The sequence below is a fragment of the Paenibacillus sp. J22P277 genome (assembly GCF_059383675.1).
In genome coordinates, this window is sequence record NZ_JBXENS010000001.1 from 842,406 (window position 1) to 860,849 (window position 18,444).

Here is an 18,444-nt window from a genome sequence, read left to right on the forward strand (position 1 = left end):
GCCGTGCCTCCTCTTCATGCTTGCAATTCGTCGTATTGCGCTTGCCACGTCAATTCCGCGTGCAAGCCGCCCCATTCGGATAAGCGGAGGGATAACCCGGAGCCTCTGCCGAACAGCAGCATCAGCCGCTGGTGAACATTCTGCAAGCCGGAATCGATCTGATCGATCAGCGCATTGCGGATCTTCGCCTGCAGCGCATCCAATTGCGCCGGCGCGATGCCCGGTCCGTTGTCTTCGACCGAGAGCCGCGCGACCCCGGATTCCTCCAACGTTCCCCGGATGCGGACGGAACCGTACCGCGCCGGCTTCCTGAACGCATGCACGATCACGTTCTCGACGAGCGGCTGCAGCGACAAGCGGGGAATGTTCATGTTCAGCATGGCCGGGTCGATGTCGATTTCGTACTCGAAATCGTCCGTCAACATGCAGTGGATATCCAAATAATTCACGACCAGCTCCAGCTCTTCCCGAACGGTCGCCAGGCTGCGGCTGAGCTTGGTCGTATAGCGGTAATACTTGCTTACGTTCATCGTCATCGACACGGCGGCTTCCTTTTCCTCCAGCTCCACCATGCTCTTGATATAAGCCAGCGTGTTGTACAGGAAATGCGGGTTGATTTGCGATTGCAGCTGCTTGACGTTCGCTTCCTTCGTCCGGATCTGTTCCTTCAGCACGTCCTCGATCAGCTCTTCGATTCTCGCGGCCATGGAGTTGAAGCGGTGGTACAAGTAACGGAATTCCCCTCTCGGAGGGTCTTTCATCCGGCTCGTGTAGATGCCTTTCTCGATGAAATTCATCCCCTGCATCAATTTGCGGAACGGTATGCGGATGCTCCGGTACAGGATGAACCCGAGCATGCAGGCCATGAACAGCATCATGCCGCTGATCGCATAGAACATCGTCTGGTTCCGGTTGATCGGCGCCATGATGGTGCCGATGGGCACGTAATCCACCAGATACCAGCCGAGCGACGGGATCATTTCCATGTGCGTCTGATAGTCGCCGCCGCTTGTGCGGATAAGCAGCGGCTCGAAGCTTCCCGCGCTGCGGTCCGGGTTTAACTCCGGAAGCATCTCGTGGATCAAAGCCTGATTCGCCGTATAGTTGTAGATCGGCGAATAGCCCGGTTTGTACAGAAAGGGATCCTCCAAGCCGTTGCCCTTCATCTCGGACAGATCGCTTTTGATCTCTCCTTCGTCCACCTTCGCCACGACCGTCAGATCCGCCTCTTCGTCCTTGGCGTTTTTGGCCGGACTGGAGATCGTCTCGATAAAGTAGGCGTCGCCTTTCGGATTCGCCTGATAGCTCCAAAACCCGTCTTTGTCCGGAAGCGCGGCCGGCATGGCGCCAAGGCTCGAATTGCTCTTGATGATCATCCCCGTCTTCGGATAGACGACCGCGACGATTCCCTTCCGCCCCCCGTAGCCCGCGAGCCGATTGATCTCTTCGGACACGGTTTTGAGCGTGCGAAAATGGAGCAAATCATCGCCAAGCAAGTCCGGATACGCCAGATTTCGGACCTCCGTGCTTTCATACAGCATTTTTTGAAAGGAGTCGAATTGGGCGAACATTTGGCCGAGTTGTCCGACGAACGTCTCGACCTGCGTGCGCTTCGCCTTCACGAGCTCACCCGTCAGCACGCTGGAGCTCGTATGGTTCGAGTACGCGTACAGCGCGATGATCGGCGTCAGCAGCAGCAGCAGGGCGATCACCATATTCGTGAATATGCTGGACTTCACCTGGACGCCTCCCGGTCGGCGGGGACGGACTGGCCTGCCCGGAAAGCCGCGTATTGTCGCTGAAGCTCGTCCCATACGCTGTCGTAGCCGGCTTTCTGAAGCGCGTCCATCGCGCCGTTAAAATGTTTGTCGTAGGTGACGATGCCCATATTGATCGGCACGAACTTCTCGTTGTACACCGCGAGTACCTTCGCGTACTCTTTCTTCACCGCTTCCGGGTTGAAATGGAAGCCGAACAGCCGGGAAATCTTCGCGTTATCGTCGTTATGCAGCATATCCTGCACGACGGAATCATCGACGCTGGTCGTCGCGAGGAAATAATTCTTGTTCCGCCACATCCACTCGTACATGAATTGGTCGTTGGTCAGCAGCTTGATTTTGCCGTTCTCGATGCGGTAATCCTTGCCTTCCACGCCGTAAATGATGAATTTGTAATGCTCCTTGCTCTGCAAGATCCAATTCATGAACTGCATGGCGCGCTCCGGATGAAGCGCTTTCGCCGGAATCATGTACGCTTCGTTGGAAGGCGCCACGATGTACTTCGGCTTCTCCGGGGACAAGTAATACTCCCGCAGCTTGGCGCTCGCGTCCGCTTTCTGCACCGTTTGCAAATTTTCCATCGCCCGGGATACGGCACCGACCCGGAACAGCAGCTTGCCCGCGTCTTCCTGATCGATATTCGCGGCCAGATTGCCGATCAGGCGCTTGTCGATCAGCCCCATGTCCACCCAACGTTTCCGGACTCGCACCGTCTCCTTGTACAGATCGGATGCCAAGTAATTCACGAGCTCGCCGGTGTTTTCGTTCACGGCGAACATCTGATTCTCATCCAGGAAGGTGAACGGTTGATCCGACAGTTCGCGCCACAGGACGTCTTGGCCGCGGTCGGTTTCCAAATAGCCGTAGTAGCTCGGATCCTTCGCGCGCACCTTGGAGTAAAACGCTTCCAAATCCGCGATCGTTCGGATAGACTTCATCCCGACAGACTCCAGCATATCCTGGCGCACCATGACGGACGTGAACTTCCCTGCCGAGGTAAACGCCTGGGAAGGAATGGCCCACAGCTTCCCGTCCATTTCGTCCAGCTTGAAGTTATCCGCCGGGATGTTCGCCGTCAAGTCCTTCCCGTACGTTCGAAGGAGCGCGTCAAGGGGCTGTATGTAGCCGTTTGCCTTGTAATCCGACACGAACGGCGTGCCGTACCAGAATAAGTCGTAATTCTCGCCGGTAGACAGCGCGAGCTCGAGCTTGGATTGATAATCCGACCAAGGAATATACGTCATCTCCAGCTTCATGTTCAATTCCCGCTTCAATCGCGCGTTCAGTTCGTTATCGGCGAATTCCCGCATGCGCGCGGATTCGTCGCCCGGCATGATCATTCTTAACGTGACATAAGGCTGCGGCGCGCCTGCGGAGTCCCCGTCCGCGGAGAGGTCTTCGGCCGACTCTCCCTTGCAGGCCGAGTTCAGCGCGGCGATTGCGAGCATCGCGGCCAGCGCGAGTATACGTTTTTTTCTCTTCATTCCAGGTATGCCTCCCCCGATTGCCGATAGACAATTTCAAGATACCACGGCTTCCCGAATAAATGAACCTCCGGACCTAAATCAAAGGGAGGTGCGCACACGCTTGCGAATACGGGCGCAGGAATCGTTAAAAGGCTCCCCCTTGACGGTTAAACCGGAGGGGGAGCCTCTTCGGCGATGGCTGTAATTGGAACCGGAGCTGTTATTCGAACCGGAGCTCGTCGATCCACACCGTCCCGGCGCTGCCGTGCCAGAACGACATTTGCAATTGTCCCGGCGCGGCTTGATTGACGCCGTTCGCGGCCAAATCGATCGCGATATCCTTGTAAGCCGTCGTGACCGTATTCCCGCTGAATGCCCCGAGCGTCTTCTCTACGCCGCCAAGAATCAGGTGAAACTGGCTTTCTTCGCCCCCAACAGCACCTTTAATTCGCACGATCAGCTTGCCGTACCCGGCGATGCTCTGCGTGACGTCGCTGCCCAGCCAGCCATTATTGTTGTACTGCAGCTTGACTGCGCCGTTCTCGATGACGCCGGCACCGTTCACGAATCCGTTGGCGCCCGTCCATTTGCCCAGATCGTTGCTGCTCGGCCAAGCCGGCGCATTATCGAAATTGTCCAGCAGCAGCGACGTGCCGCCTCCGGATGCGTTCGTCGTACCGGATGCCGCGCCGCTGGCCGCCGACACGTTGCCCGCCGCGTCTTTGGCTCTCACCGCGTAGCTGTACGTCGTACCGGAAGCGAGTCCGGTGTCGGTATAGCTCGTTGCCGCGGTCGTTCCCGCATAGCTGCCGTTCCGGTAAACGTCATACCCCGTTACGCCCGCGTTATCGGAAGAGGCGCTCCAGCCGAGCGCCAGGCTGTTCGTCGTCGCGGACGTCACGGCGAGGTTCGCCGGCACGGTCGGCGCCTGCGTGTCCGCCCCGCCGCCGCTGCCGGTATTCAACTGGATCCGGTCGAAGTCCGGCGCCCAAGCGTTCGCATTCGACCATTTGATCGTATTGTTTCCGGCGGCGAGCTGCACGGAAGTTTGCACCGTCCCCACCGTGTTCCAGCCGCCCGTATTCGGAAAGCTCACGCTGGCGGCCGCCCCGCCGTTGACGCTGAGCTGCGCCGATCTCGCCGCGTCTCCGTTCAAGTAGGAGATCGTCAGCGTATACGTGCCAGCGGCCGGTGCGTTAATGCCATTGAACTGCAACGTGCCGCCGTTGTTGCCGACGAACCCGACTTTCGAGCCCCCGGAGCATGCGCTGCATGCGGCCGTCGCGGCTCCGCCCGCAAGCGTATTCGCGGCGGACTCCGCTTCATACGCGACGGAGGTGCCCCCGCCTCCGGCTGCCGACGTCGTCACGGTCACCGAATTGCTGGCGGAGGATGCGTTGCCTGCCCCGTCCTTGGCTTTCACGGTATACGTATACGCCGTCTGCGCTTGCAGTCCCGTGTCCGTATAGGAGGTTCCCGCGGAGGAACCCGCATAACTTCCGCCCCGATAAATATCGTACCCGGCGACGGCGACATTGTCCGTCGACGCGGTCCAGCTCAAGCTGACGCTGCTAGCCGTTTTCCCGGTCGACGCCAGATTCGAAGGCGCCGTCGGGGCTTGCGTATCGCTGCCTCCTCCGCCCGTTCCGCCGTCGTAAGCGCCGCTTTGCAGGCTGTAGCCCAGCGTGTTGTCCGACTTCAAGCTGGCGAACGTTCCCAGGTTCTGATTGGCCGGATCCGTGCCGATGCCTACTTTGCCGATCGGCGTACGGCCGCCCGCGTAATAATTCGTATTGGCGAACCGGACGCTCGGCTTCCAGCCCGCCGGATCGAGAACGGACAGCGCCAGCGTATACGTGCCGTTCGGCACGCTCGCCGGGATCGTGAACGCACCGTTCACCGTGTTGGTTGCCGGCGCTTGGTTGTACGCGCGAGTCGCGCTGTTCCAATTCGTGCCGGGCAGCCAATTCCGGACATCAGCCTGGAATAAGCCCTTCCACGCGACGCTTCCGTCGCTCTTCAGCAAGCTCGCCTCGACGGGCCAATTGTAGTAGAACGGCGACGAGCCTTTGTTGACGACTTGGAACGAGACGTTCATCGTTCCTCCGGGCGTCACATTGCCGGTGAACGTAGCCTGGTTCAGCACGAAGCGGTAGCCGAGCATTTTCTGCATCGCGGTCGCTCCCGCTTCGACGGAAGCGTTGCCCGCGTTGTAATCCGATATCCAGCCCAAGCTGGACGTATGGGTGTTCATGATCCAATCGATGACGTAGTTCGTATGCGAGACATTGCCGAGCGTGCCGTCCGGGCTGCCGCCGAGATTGGACTGATCGCCCCAATCGTACGCGACCTCGCCGCTGTTGATCTGCGTCCGCCACGTATCGCGGGCGATCTCCCCGTTGCCGCCCGCGGCATCGTCAGGCAAGGCGAACGAATCCCATTGAATGCCGAAGTCGTAGGAGGTGAACGTCTCGGGGTAGCGCACGAGCACTTTTTTGTTGTGGAACGCCGCCGTGTACGCGTCGCCCAGCGCGGTCTGGAAGCCGAGCGGAATGCGGTCCGTCCCGTCGGCGAATTTGTTCGGGTAGATATGGGTTTCGCCCCAATTCCCGTATAGGCCGAGCTCGACGAACGCCACGCGGGGATCGTTGTCCCAGGCTTGCCCGAGCTTGCCGATGAACGCGACGAGACGGGATTTGAGCGTTTCCGACAACCACTGGTTCACCGGATCTCCATGCGTCACGCCGTTCGGCCAAAACTCGCCGGTTCCCGGATACACGATGACGACGCGCGGCACGACCTTGATGTTCTTGTTCTCGATGCCGGACCATGCGGTATTGCTCCAATCCTTGATCTTCTGCACCGAATCCGACGCGTCCGTCTCGAGATCCGTGTACTTGATGTATTGCTTGTAAATGTCCGCGTACTCCCGGTCCGAAAACGCGCTCTCATTGATGTAGCGGGACGGACGGAAGCCCATGATCGGATTTTTGAACGCTTCCGACGATTCCGTCAGATTCACCGTGATCGGCCCGATCGCGGCATGCGCCTCGCCTCCGCCCGGTCCCGCGCCTCCGCTGAACCACGCGAACGCGGACAGCGCCGCCGCGCACAGCATCGCGCCTGCTTTTCTTCTTCCCATCATTCTCCTCCTCGGCTTTGGATTCACTCTCATTCTGTCACACGGAGTAACGGCCCGCGATGCCGAGAATTTAAGAAAAGCGCCAACATTTTAATAAAGGCAAGCTGTGCGGTCGTGAGCGGAGCACACTACAAGGCGTAAGCGGAGCAAAGACGGGGCGTAGGTGGTGCAAATGACGGGGCGTAGGCGGTGCAAATGACGGGGCGTAGGCGGTGCAAATGACGGGGCGTGAGCGGAGCGAAGCACGGGGGCGCCGGCGGTGAAAACAACAGGGGCGAAGCACGGGGGGCGGCACTCCGCTCGGAGCGCGCAGTCTGATGCCCCATTATAAAGATTGCGGCCCCATACTTAAGATCGTCTTTGCAGGAACCGGACGACGCTGCATAATGGGAACCAGACGGGGATGCTTCCCCTCATGACCAGGATGGACAAGGAGCGCTGCGACATGGATGCGATCGAATTGAAGAAACTACCCGGAGAATATTGGTGGGGCGGCGTCATCAACGACGGGAGCTGCATGCCGTACGGAGAGGTGCCTTATGCCCGAGACCTCAGGTCGACGGACGACAATCAGGCGTCGCCGTTGTTGCTGTCCAATCACGGGCGCTATGTCTGGAGCGAAGAACCTTTCGCGTTCGACTTCGACGACCGGGGACTCACGATCTCGCGCGCGGACGGACGCGTAACGGTCGAGGAAGGCCATGGATCGCTTCGCGGCGCCTACCTTCATGCATGCAATGCCCATTTCCCGCCATCCCGCCTCATGCCCGATCCGTTGGCCTTTCTGGCTCCGCAGTATTGCACGTGGGTGGAGATGTTCTACGAACCGACGCAGGAGAAAATCATTCGCTACGCGGCATCCATTCTCGAGAACGGCCTGCCGCCCGGCATTCTGATCATTGACGATAACTGGATGCGCGATTACGGGATGTGGGACTTCGACAAGTTCCGGTTTCCCGATCCGAAGGCGATGGTCGATATGCTCCACGGGATGGGATTCAAAGTCATGCTCTGGGTGTGCCCCTACGTCAGCGCCGACTGCACGGCCTACAAGCAGCTGCTCGCGAACGATCTTCTGATGAAAAGCATCGACGGCAGCCCGCTCATTCGACGCTGGTGGAACGGCTACAGCGCCGTGGTCGATTATACGCAAGCGCCGGGGGCTGCATGGTTCAGACGGCAATTGGACCGGCTCGTCGAGCGATACGGCGTAGACGGCTTCAAGCTGGATGCGGGCGAGCCGATACTGCCCGATGCGCAAGACGTCCTGCGGCCGGTCGCATGGAGCCGGCCGATGAACGTCATGGAGGATTGCGAAGCGTACGCCCGCCTCGGCATCGGCTACCCGCTCAGCGAGCTTCGCATGTGCTGGAAGCTCGGGAACCAGCCGCTTATCCAACGGCAGCGGGACAAGCATCATTCCTGGGATCGGCACGGGTTGGCCGGACTCATCCCGAATGCCGTCGCCCAAGGGCTGCTCGGTTACGCATATAATTGTCCGGACATGATCGGCGGAGGGATGGACGGGGACATTAACTCGCCCGACTTTCATTTTGACGGCGAGCTGTTCATTCGGTATGTGCAATGCTCGGCCTTGTTCCCCGTCATGCAGTTCTCCATGGCGCCTTGGCGCGTGCTGCGGGACGAGGAACTCGCGTGGTGCCTGGATGCCGTTCGGCTACGAACGGCGCTCGGGCCGGACATCGCGGCGCTCGCGCGCCAATCGGCGGAAGACGGCCAGCCCATCCTGCGAAGCATGGAATTCTCGTATCCGCATCGCGGTTATGCGAGGATCCAAGACCAATTCATGCTGGGCGACCGGATCTTGGTCGCGCCGGTCCTGGAGAAAGGGATGACGTCGCGAATCGTGCGTTTTCCCGAGGGACGCTGGGCCGGGGACGACGGCAGCATCGTCGAGGGTCCGGCCGAATCGCGCATAGATGCACCGCTTTCCCGCCTGCCGTGGTTTTGCCGGATGGATGAACGGATTCCGGTTAATCGCATCTAAAAAAAGCTCCGACGCCAATCGGACTGAATACTCCACTGGCGCCGGGGCTTATTTTGATAACCCATTTCATTTTCGTGCCGCACGAGGGCGAGATCGAACGAGACTATCGATTTTGAAATGCATGACAAATGCCGCTCAGTACTTCGGTAAGCAAATCCTCGCGGACGACGCGCCGATATTGAAGCGAGCCCTTGATGGCCGCCAATACGACCAACGCAATCGCTCGCGTTTCAACCTCCCGGCCGGATGCTTCATCGGCGATCAAGTCCTGCATGACCGTCAACTCCAGACGGCTGATCGCTTGAATTTTTTCCTGCATTCGTTCCGGCAGCAGTTCGAAATCCGTCTGCAACGCCGATATTGGGCAAATCTCATCCTCCGCGAATGTCCCGGATTGCAACCTGCAAAACCGGTCCAACTTCATGCTTAACGGCTCCCGGGAAGTCGCGATGTTCGCAGAAAATTCAGCGAGCCTCACATAGAGCCGATCCAGCACGGCGAGACCCAGATCTTCCTTTTTTTCGAAATGATAATGAATGCTCGCTTTCGTGATGCCGAAATGCTTGGAAACATCGTCGTAACTAAAGGCGGCATAGCCCTTCCGTTGAATGAGCGATTTCGCGAAACTTATGATTTCCGATTTTCTGTTTTCCATTTCGTCCGCAAGCCATACCTCCACATAGAAGGCCGAGCCTCCTAGAAGGACCTGAACTCTTTCCTTTCTTATTAGTTGACCTCTTCAATTTGCGATTCGCTGATGCTCTTTATGAATTGATTGATGACGAGTACGTGTTTATGCTTGGATTTGAAACCGATCAATAATTCATTGCGAACATGCATCTGTTCGAACACGACCCGCCATCCGGGTTCCGCCGCTTCGTGATGCTTCAGCATGTAGGTCGGGAGCAAGCTCACCCCCGCTCCCTCCGCGATCGCCCTCAAAATCAAATGCAGGCTGGGAATGACATGGACCGGATTGATCGTCGGCCTCGTCTTGAAGAACACTCTCCAGTAACGGCGAATAATGGGAAGCTCGAGTCCGTAGCTTATCCAGCGCTGCCCCGAAAGCCAAAGCTCCATTTCCTTGAAGGTCTTGCATTCGGGCACGATCGTATCGTGCGGCGCCACGACGACAAAGTGTTCATCCATAAGCCGGACATATTCGATGCCGGGCGTCAAAAATTTTTTGGTCGTTAAAATGATGTCTACGCGATCCTCTTTCAGAAGCTCCAGCAAACGGTCGGCATCGCCAAAGTAGGTAATCGTATTCCAATCCATTCGCGACAAATACGAACTAACTTTCTCCGTGAACAACTCATGCGTTGAACCGATTCTGATCATCTCCATCGTCGGAGAAAAATGCAATTTCAAACCCATCGTCTTTTCCTCCAGCGACTCGATATGAGGCGCCAAATGAGAAAACAGCTGCTTGCCGCGTTCGGTCGGAACCAACTTCCGCGCGGTTCGAGTGAACAACGGTTCGCCTACTTCGGCTTCCAAGGAAGCGAGGTGCTGGCTCATCGCCGGCTGGGTCATAATCCGGGTCCTCGCGGCTTCGGTAACCGAATTGTGTTTATAAATGGCGATAAAGCTTCTGTACCATTCAAAATCGACCATAGCTGCTCCTTCTACTCGTCATGGAAAGTTCGAGATAAAGCTTCGGTTTCACGCATGAAACCGACTATCCCGCCTGCGTAACTGAGTTAATTCGCTTTTAAGTGTAAGGTATTCTCACATACTCAACAAATTACGAAATAAAGAGTTTAGTATAAATTTATTTATTTAACCGATAGCACAGGCCGATAGACAATAGATCTCCGGCCATAACTAAAAACCTTGAACGGCACGGGGCCATCCAAGGTCAAGGTTAGATAGCTTCAACTATAGGCGCTCACCGTTAATCGATTTCAAATTGATCGCCGATGACCTTCAACGCGTCGAAGGAAATGTAGTAGCCCGTAGATTTCGGGTTTTTCTCGCCAACGTTAACGATTCGGATCGTATGCTGCTTATCGTTCAAATTCGGCATTTCGAACAAGCGAGACTGGAATTTGTAGGACGGACTGTACAGATCGATATGATCCGGCGTCACCAGCTTGCCGTCGACGTAAATATCCGCTTTCCCCCGATCCGGCCCTTTGGTCCCCATTACGATGATTTGGGCGCCTCGTACCGTTACTTCCGCCGAGCTCCCCTTTTGGTTGGCGTACTTCGCGCTTTTGCCGCTGTTGCGGGGCGACAGATTCAAACTCCACGCGCCATTGAATTTGACGGCAAAGTTCGTGTCTTCAATGGATGTCGTATTGGTATTGGCCGCTTCTTCCTTGGTCGCCTTCGTCACGATCAGCGCATCGACGACGGACTTACTTTGCCCAATGGAGGCAACCTCATTGACATAAATGATCCGTATGGTATGTTTCCCGTTCGGCAGCTTGCCCGTATCGAAAACGGGGACCTGATAGGTATCATTATTATTTTTATCTCCGCTTAAATCGACTTGAACCTCCGACTCGGGACGATCGTCGACGGTTATGACGAATTTCGAACTTAGCCCGATCATAAGGTTTGACAACAGCACGGCTCGCGTTCCGGTGAAGGACAGCACGGCTTCGGAGCCATCGGCGTTCGTCCCCATCGCGTGACCGTTCGAGAACTGCGTGCCTGAAAGCCTCTCCCATATGCCCTTGTAGATGAAATTCAAATCGTTCTCCTGAAGCTGAACCGTATACCCTTCGGACGGTGCCGCCACTTGGATGGCGTCGACGTTGATGGATGTGCCTCGCGATAACGGATCCTTATTGCCCGTCCACTTGATTGTCAACGTATGCGCGCCTTTCGGCACGTTTTGCTTCCAGATCACTTGGTTCAGTTGTTTCCACTTATTGTACAAGGAAGGCGAAGCAACTTTCACTCCGTCGACATAGACGTCCGCGATGCCTTGATCCGCGTCTTTCAAGCCGAGCCACGCAACTTCGCCGCCGCCAAACGCAAAGCTCATACTGCCTTCGGCATCCAGACGTTTGAGCGTGCCTTTCGAATAACCTGCATCGGATGCCGGCGTCCAGTTGCCGATATAGTTCAATGCTGGATCGTTATCCTCATACGTACCTTCGCCGTGCGTCGCCGCGCGGTCCAGGGAAGCGCTTAGACCGTATGTCCCCGAACCGGCAAATGCGTGTACGTCCACGTAATAGTAGCCGGTCACCGAAGCCTGGTAGTCAATGGTTTCTGCCGAGCTGCCCTCCGTCTCGGAATGGGCGACCATCCCCGCGCTGGATTGAACCGTTTTCGCGGAAGAATCATACACGTACAGGTCGAAGTCCGACCCTTCGCTGCCGTTCAGCGTTAACGACAGCTTATCGCCTTCCTGCATAGGCACGAAATAAACGTCGTCCGGATTCTCGCCTATATCCATTGCGCCTGTCAGCTTCCCGTCTTTAATCGGCTTGCCCGGCAGCTCGTCGTCGGACAACGCGCCGAAGGCATCGAGCATTTTGCCGTTCGCTGTCTTGCCGTTCAACGAGTCGAGCGGTTTGCCGCTGAGCGCGAGACGCGCCTTGATCGTTGCGGCGTCTTGAGATGGATCTTGGCCGAGCAGCATCGCGGCGACCCCCGCAGCAAACGGAGCGGAGATAGACGTGCCGTAGCTTTTTCCATAATCCTCTACCGGAATCTCAAGATTGATCCGAGCGATAGCCGGGTCGTTCGTTTCGACATCGCTATAGATGCCTTGATCCGTCAGATCATACTTCACGCCGTCATAGATCGTGCCGGCAATGCCGGATGCGGAGGTCCAGCTTTCGTTGTCGGGATTCTCGAAACGAACGAAATCCAGATGCAGCGTATCGCGCATGAACGGCATATCCGCGAATTGGTACAAGGAGCCCGGACCTGTCAACAGCAAGCGACCGCCGCCGTTTAAATAAGCGGTCATGGTATCGGCATCGATCAGCGTGAAGGAGGAACTGCCGAAGCCCGTAAACCAGATGACGACATCGTAGCCGCTCAAAATGTCGAGCCCCGGGCCGCTGGATCCCGCCGGCACCGTCTTCACGTCGTACGCGTATCCGGCATCATCCAGCAGATCGGCATAGACGGAGAGCGCATCCGGATTGCCGATGTCATGCATGTCGTCCTGCACGAGCAGCACGGAAGGCTTCTCTCCGGCGCCGCTCAGATATCCCATGGCGTCGTCGAAAGCCTCTCGCCGCTGTTCGTTCGACGGCAGATTCTCGAATCCAAAGACGTTATAAACCGCCTTGAACGTTCCGTTATCGATCTGCGCCCCGAGTCCGATATTCCGGGTCGGAGCCGTACTGAGCACCGCGAGGCCCGGGGCAGCCAAGTCGACCGTCTTCGGACCGTAATTGCTGAAGTAGGCGAAAGAACCGTCCGCGCCTACGGAAGCGACGCTCACGAGATTCGGGTTGCCGTACGATGCCGGGTATTCCGGGGATACGTCCAGGTTCTTCGGCATGCTAAACGTGTTATCGTCCTTCACCTCATTGCCGGCGGAGACGGCGAAGAGCATCGGGGACGCTTCGATCGCATCCTTGAGCGCCCTGCTGTACGTATCCGTCGTCCAGCTCAGGTTGGCAATGCGGGCCCCTGCGCGATCCGCATATTGAATCGCGCGAATGACATCGGACGCATAGCCGGTCCCGTCCGGGCCGAGCACCTTCAGCGGCAGCACTTTCACGTTCGGCGCCACGCCGGTAATCCCGATGCCGTTATTCGCCGATGCGGCGATCACGCCGGCCACGGCCGTGCCGTGAAAATCGCCTTGCTTCGCATCGAAGACGGTTCCGTCGTTATTGTAAAAATCCCAACCGTTCACGTCGTCCGCGAACCCGTCCCCGTCATCGTCGATGCCGTTGTCCGGAATTTCCCCTGCATTCCGCCAAATGTTGGCCTTCAGGTCGGGATGGGAGATATCCACGCCCGTATCCAGCACCGCGACGACGATATCGCTGCCGCCCTTGCTGATATCCCAAGCTTTCAGCGCGTTGATGTCAAAGCCAGGCAAGCCTTTCACCGGCCCGTCGATGATCTGGCCCACGTTGTGAAGTCCCCATTGATCGGGAAACAACGGATCGTTCGGCACGGAAGCCATCCGTACCTTGACGTCCGGCTCCGCGTATTCCACGTTCGGATCGTTCTTCAGCTCGGTTAACACGCTGCCGGCATCGTCGGTCTTCGTCTCCAGCACCGTCAGGTCCGTGCCCGGAAGCGCTTCGGCGGTCGCGATCGCCGCGGACGCCAAGCGATATTCCGCACCGCCCGCACCTTGTTTGAATTTTACGATAATACGGCTTCGTTCCTGATCCGCCGTTGTTGCGCCCTGCTGTTTCCGGAGGCTTGCGAGAAACTTATCCTGCTCGGTCACCGAAAGCGAATACCCCGGCTGCGGCTCCGATGCTGCGTCCGCCGCCAAGTCGTCCCCAGCATCGGACGCCGAAACGGCCGCTGGCCACTGGCTTTTTCTCGGTTGACTTGCGGTTGTTTGCTTGGCCGGTTCCGGACCGTCCGCCGCTCCTGCATCCGCCGCGAAGCTCGTCATCGTCAAGCCGAACGCCATCGCCAATGAAAGTGCCGCGGTTAGCGTTTGTTTGCTTCTATGTCTTTTCAACGTTTTGGGCTCCTTCTTTCACAGATAATATTGCGCCATGGAGGCGAGCAAGGGAAGCCGACGCGCGGCCTCCCCTCACTCCCCATGCTTTCGCGCCGTTCCGAACGATTAGTGAATCAAACCGGCGGCTGCCAGCAAGCCGTGAAGCACCTTCGCCACCGCTTCGCGGCTTGTCGCGCCGCGCGGATCGAACGCGATGCCGTCCTTCGTCGCATATCCCTCCATCAGGCCGAGGTCGCTTGCGGTCTGCACGCTGGTTTGCGCGTACGCGCTGATCAGCGCCGCATCCGCGTAAGCCTTATGCGTGCCGGTCGGCTTCTTCAGCTCGAGGAGCTCGGCCGCCCTGGCCAGCATGACCGTCAGATCTTGACGGCTGATCGAGGCGTTCGGATTGAATTTACCGTTCGCGCCTTCGACGAGGCCTGCCGCATACGCGGCGGCAACGTCCTGCGCATACCAGTCCATCGGGCGCACGTCGCCGAACGGAGCCGGCTCCGTTGTCTGCTGCAGGCCGAGCCCGCGGACGAGCATGGACGCGAATTGCGCGCGGGTAACGTTTGCCTTCGGCTGGAATTTGCCTGCCGTCGTGCCGTTAAGCAGGAACATGTCGGCCAACGATTGAATGTCTTCTTTCGCCCAAGACTTGCCGATATCGCTAAACGCGACATGGCGTTTGGCCGCCATGTAGGTCGACAAGCCCGGACGATCGATCGTCGCGATCGTCGTGCCGCCCGCGGTTGTGAACGTCGCGGCTGTCGGGCTGACGCGGCCGTCTTCTTCATACAAGACGCCTGACGCCGTGCCCTGCGCGATCGCGAAGGAACGCTTGAACGACTGCTCCGGCTTGAACGATACCGGCGTCGACTTGCCATTCAGTACGAATTCCGCCTCGAACGCGTAAGCGTCCCCGAGAAGGTCGGCTTCCGGATATGCGGCTTGGAACGCCGCCTTGGCGTCGGCATTCTTCGAGAGGCGAATCGTCAATGCCTCGCCTTCGGACGCGCCTGCGAGCGCCGACAGCGGGAAGGCGACGGAGGACGTGTCGTTCCAAGTAAAGACGATCGAGCTATGAGCCGGTGCTTTGCGAAGCAGGCCGACCTGAGCCGGTGTCAGTTGAAGCTCGGCAGCCGCCGCGGTCTTGTCCGCCGCGCTCAGCGTAATAGCCGCAGGAGATTCCTTTGCTCCCGCAAGCGCCTGCTGCAGCGCATCTTCCGTCACGGTCGCGATAAGGCGATCGCCTTGAAGCGCGGTATCCGCCTTTGCGGCTATCGCCGTTTGGCCTGCTTCAACGACCGTCGGCGCAATGACGCTTGCCGGAGGCGCGTCGCCGCCGTTGCCGCCAGTCGAACCGCCCAGACCTCCGCCCGGACCGCCGGTGCCCGGATTATCGGTTCCCGGATTGTCGGTTCCCGGATCATCGGTACCCGGATCATCGGTGCCCGGCTCGTCATCGCCCGGCTCGTCGACATTCGATTTCATAAACTTCACGGTCGAATACGCGATGTGCGCGTTCTCGTTATCGACCTCGCCGGTTAATCTATCGACATGCTGCGCAATAATCGCAAGCTCGTACATGCCATCCAACTGCTCGAGATTATAATTGCCTTCGTCGTCGGTCTCGGGGAAACCCAAACAGCTGCCGTCGATCTGCTCGAACTTCAGCGGTCCTGTCGGGATCGTCGACAGCTCTTGATCGTACATAGCGGACACGAGGCATTCCACGCCGGTCGGGTTAAACGGCAGGGCAACGAGGAGCACTTGCTGTATATCCTTCGCGTTCAGCTTTGCCGTTACATCGATCGCATGGTCGGGCGCGACGATCGCATCCGATGTCTGCATGTCCGACACGCCCCATTCCGTCGGGTCGGATTCTTCGCCGACGTGAATGACAAACGGCAGGTGGAGCGTCGGCACGCCTTCGCTTTCCAGCACCACTTCCCCTTCATAGACGCCATCCGCGGCATCTGCCTTCGCTTCAGCATTCAGCGAGAAGTCAGCCTTGCCGTCGGGAGCGACCGTCAGCGTACCGGCTTCGCTTACCCCTTCCAACGTCATATTGACTTTGGATACGTCCGGCGTCGGCACGGCACGAAGCGGATCGGGATCCGACGTGACCTGCGGGTGCATCTCCACGCGTGCCTTATAAGTCAGCGCTTCGTCCGATTTGTTCTCGAGCTCCAGCGGCTTCGATACCGCCTGCGAGCCGGCGTCGACCATGCCGAAGCTGACGCTGCCCGCCTCGCTCGCCATATGGGTCACGTTCGTGACTCTGTCGAAGATCGTAATGGGATCCATCGATTTCAGCAGCGCAGGCGTCGCGATCGCGTTTGCCACGTTCGCCCGCCCCGCGCCTTGGGAGTACGCGTCATAGCGCGTTCCCGAATCGTCGCGAATGCTTTCCGACGTGTTGTCCAGCGCGGCACGGATATCGAGCGGACTCCAATCCCGGTGCGCTTCCTTCACGAGCAGCGCGAGTCCCGCGACGTGAGGCGTCGCCATGCTCGTGCCCGATTCGCGTATATAAGCCTGGCTGTAATCCGCACCCGGGTTGAACTTGCCGTACATGGGATAAGTGGAATAGATATTGACGCCCGGTGCGACAAGATCCGGCTTAATGCTGTAATTGCCGTCCGAGTTCGGTCCGCGCGAGCTGAAATCCGCCATTTGATCGCCTTCGTTTTTCTGTTTATTAATGGTTTCGAAGGTGAAGCTGAGCGCGTTGCCGCCGGCGCCCGCCAACTGCCGCGCGATCGCCCGGCCTTCGACGCCGGACATGTCGAACGTCGGAATGTTATCCGCGCCCGGGCCCGAATCAAGGCCGATCAAGCCGTTGCGTCCGGCCTGGTCCTCGGTCAGATCGGGAACCGTCACGCCGCCGACGGTTTTCGCGTTGCCGTTGAACATGATGATGGCGAGCGCGCCGTGTTTCTTCGCGTTGGCGATCTTCTCGACGAACGTGATGTCGCCGCGCGACACGAACGCGATCTTGCCCGTCACGTTCACGTTCTTGTAATCGGCATCCTTGCCAAGGCCGACGTACACGGCATCGATCGGATCGTGGCCGAATTTGGCTTCGAAGTTTTCATCGCCCGTTTTCCATTCGGCAAGTTTCAGCGGCTTTGCTGCCGACGGTGCTTCACCCGGGATTTGATGCGCGACGTTCGCGCTGTAGATCGGAATCTCGCTCGGGCTCGTAGCCGCGCCGACGGAGAAGGCGAGCTGCGCCGCAGCCGGCGTGCCCATCGAATAATAATAAGGACCTTGCGTCGCGGCGTTGCCGTTCGCGACGACGACGGTGACGCCGGCAAGCACCGCATTGTTGACGGCGATCGAATCCGCCGAATTGGGATTCTTGTCCGAGTCCGCGCCGAGCGACATGTTAATGACGTCTACGCCGGCTTCGACCGCGCGCTCGAGGCCGTCGATAATCGTTGCCGAGGATCCGGCTACCGCCCCGTTATCCATTCGGCCGAGAACCTTGTATACGTACAGATCCGCTTCGTAAGCGACGCCCTTCTGTACCTGCGCCGCCCCTCCGTTGCGCGCTCGTCCCGCGATCGTCCCCGAGACGTGCGTGCCATGCTGCGTGCCTTCGAAACCGAGACCTAACGGATCTTGCGCCGGCGTAAGCGGCGGCTCTTCGTACGGGTCATCGTCCTGATGGAACGTATCGTAGCCGCCCGCGATGTTCAAATCCGGATGGTAGTAATCGACGCCCGTATCCAAGACGGCCACCTTCATGCCTTTGCCCGTATAGCCTTCCGCCCACGCTTTGTCGACGCCGATTTGCTTGAGCGGCGCTTCCTCGAACGTCGGACCGGCCGCGACGGCCGTGCCGCCGTCGGCGGCAAGCGGATAATACGTCAAGTTTTCGCTAATGCCGACGACGCCCGGAAGCTTCGCCAGCGTCGGCAGCTGGTCCGCGCGCACCGTGATTTCCATCCCGTTCAGCACCATGTTGAACTTGCGGTTCACCTTCAGCGAGACGCCTTTCGCTTTCGATGCGCTGACGAAGCTCGCTTGTTCCTGCTGGATGGCTTGAACGGCCGTCTGCGCGGAGAAAGCTTGCCGGCGCGATTGCGCCGCATAGCGTCCGACCGCGACCGGATCCTCGCTGAACCGGACGATGACATTTACATTGCCGGTTGATTTGGTATTGAGGTTCGGGGATAGGATCGGCGTCGATAGGTTAGACGATTTCGCCTGGGCGAGCGTCTCCTTCAGCTGGTTATAATCGATAGTCGGCAGCGTGCTCTTCACGTTGGCGGCCGCGTCGCGGCCTTCGGCCATGACAGGCGAAGGCACGTTCGACAGCAGCGCGGCGGCGGCAGTGAAGAGGGCCATTTTTTTCAAGAGTGCGTTTTTCAAGTTTCAGTTCCCCATTTCTGCATAAATGATAGACAAGTTCAAGAGCAGGACCG

General features: G+C 58.4%; 8 protein-coding genes. 1 reads left to right on the forward strand and 7 read right to left on the reverse strand.

Going from position 1 to position 18,444, the window contains the following annotated elements; all coding sequences use genetic code 11:
- Positions 1 to 14: 14 nt before the first annotated feature.
- From AC50YL_RS04145 to AC50YL_RS04155, 3 genes are all read right to left on the reverse strand, one after another.
- The gene (locus tag AC50YL_RS04145) at positions 15 to 1,739 is read right to left on the reverse strand and encodes a sensor histidine kinase (protein WP_494829510.1); all 1,725 of its coding nucleotides are present in this window, start codon (positions 1,737 to 1,739) and stop codon (positions 15 to 17) included.
- On the reverse strand, positions 1,736 to 3,262 hold the full coding sequence (locus AC50YL_RS04150; RefSeq protein ID WP_494829512.1) for an extracellular solute-binding protein: 1,527 nt from the start codon (positions 3,260 to 3,262) through the stop codon (positions 1,736 to 1,738). The genes AC50YL_RS04145 and AC50YL_RS04150 overlap by 4 nt, the downstream gene beginning before the upstream one ends.
- 202 nt (positions 3,263 to 3,464) lie before the next feature.
- Positions 3,465 to 6,386, reverse strand: coding sequence for a DUF4832 domain-containing protein (locus AC50YL_RS04155; protein WP_494829514.1), 2,922 nt, complete (start codon positions 6,384 to 6,386; stop codon positions 3,465 to 3,467).
- A gap of 415 nt (positions 6,387 to 6,801) precedes the next feature.
- On the opposite strand from AC50YL_RS04155, the gene AC50YL_RS04160 reads away from it, so the two are divergent.
- Positions 6,802 to 8,394 carry a glycoside hydrolase family 31 protein gene (locus AC50YL_RS04160; RefSeq protein ID WP_494829516.1) on the forward strand — a complete coding sequence of 531 codons (1,593 nt, stop codon included), beginning with the start codon at positions 6,802 to 6,804 and terminating at the stop codon, positions 8,392 to 8,394.
- Positions 8,395 to 8,497: 103 nt separating this feature from the next.
- On the opposite strand, the gene AC50YL_RS04165 is transcribed toward AC50YL_RS04160, so the two are convergent.
- The 4 genes from AC50YL_RS04165 to AC50YL_RS04180 all read right to left on the reverse strand — a co-directional run bounded on the left by AC50YL_RS04165 (position 8,498) and on the right by AC50YL_RS04180 (position 18,391).
- Positions 8,498 to 9,073, reverse strand: a complete 576-nt coding sequence (locus tag AC50YL_RS04165; RefSeq protein WP_494829518.1) for a TetR/AcrR family transcriptional regulator — start codon at positions 9,071 to 9,073, stop codon at positions 8,498 to 8,500.
- Positions 9,074 to 9,120: 47 nt separating this feature from the next.
- Positions 9,121 to 10,011: a LysR family transcriptional regulator gene (locus AC50YL_RS04170; RefSeq protein ID WP_494829520.1), complete on the reverse strand. Its 891-nt coding sequence runs from the start codon at positions 10,009 to 10,011 to the stop codon at positions 9,121 to 9,123.
- A gap of 280 nt (positions 10,012 to 10,291) precedes the next feature.
- Positions 10,292 to 14,023, reverse strand: a complete 3,732-nt coding sequence (locus AC50YL_RS04175) for a S8 family serine peptidase (RefSeq protein WP_494829522.1) — start codon at positions 14,021 to 14,023, stop codon at positions 10,292 to 10,294.
- 108 nt (positions 14,024 to 14,131) lie between these two features.
- Positions 14,132 to 18,391, reverse strand: coding sequence for a S8 family serine peptidase (locus tag AC50YL_RS04180; RefSeq protein ID WP_494829524.1), 4,260 nt, complete (start codon positions 18,389 to 18,391; stop codon positions 14,132 to 14,134).
- Between the last annotated feature and the right edge of the window lie 53 nt (positions 18,392 to 18,444).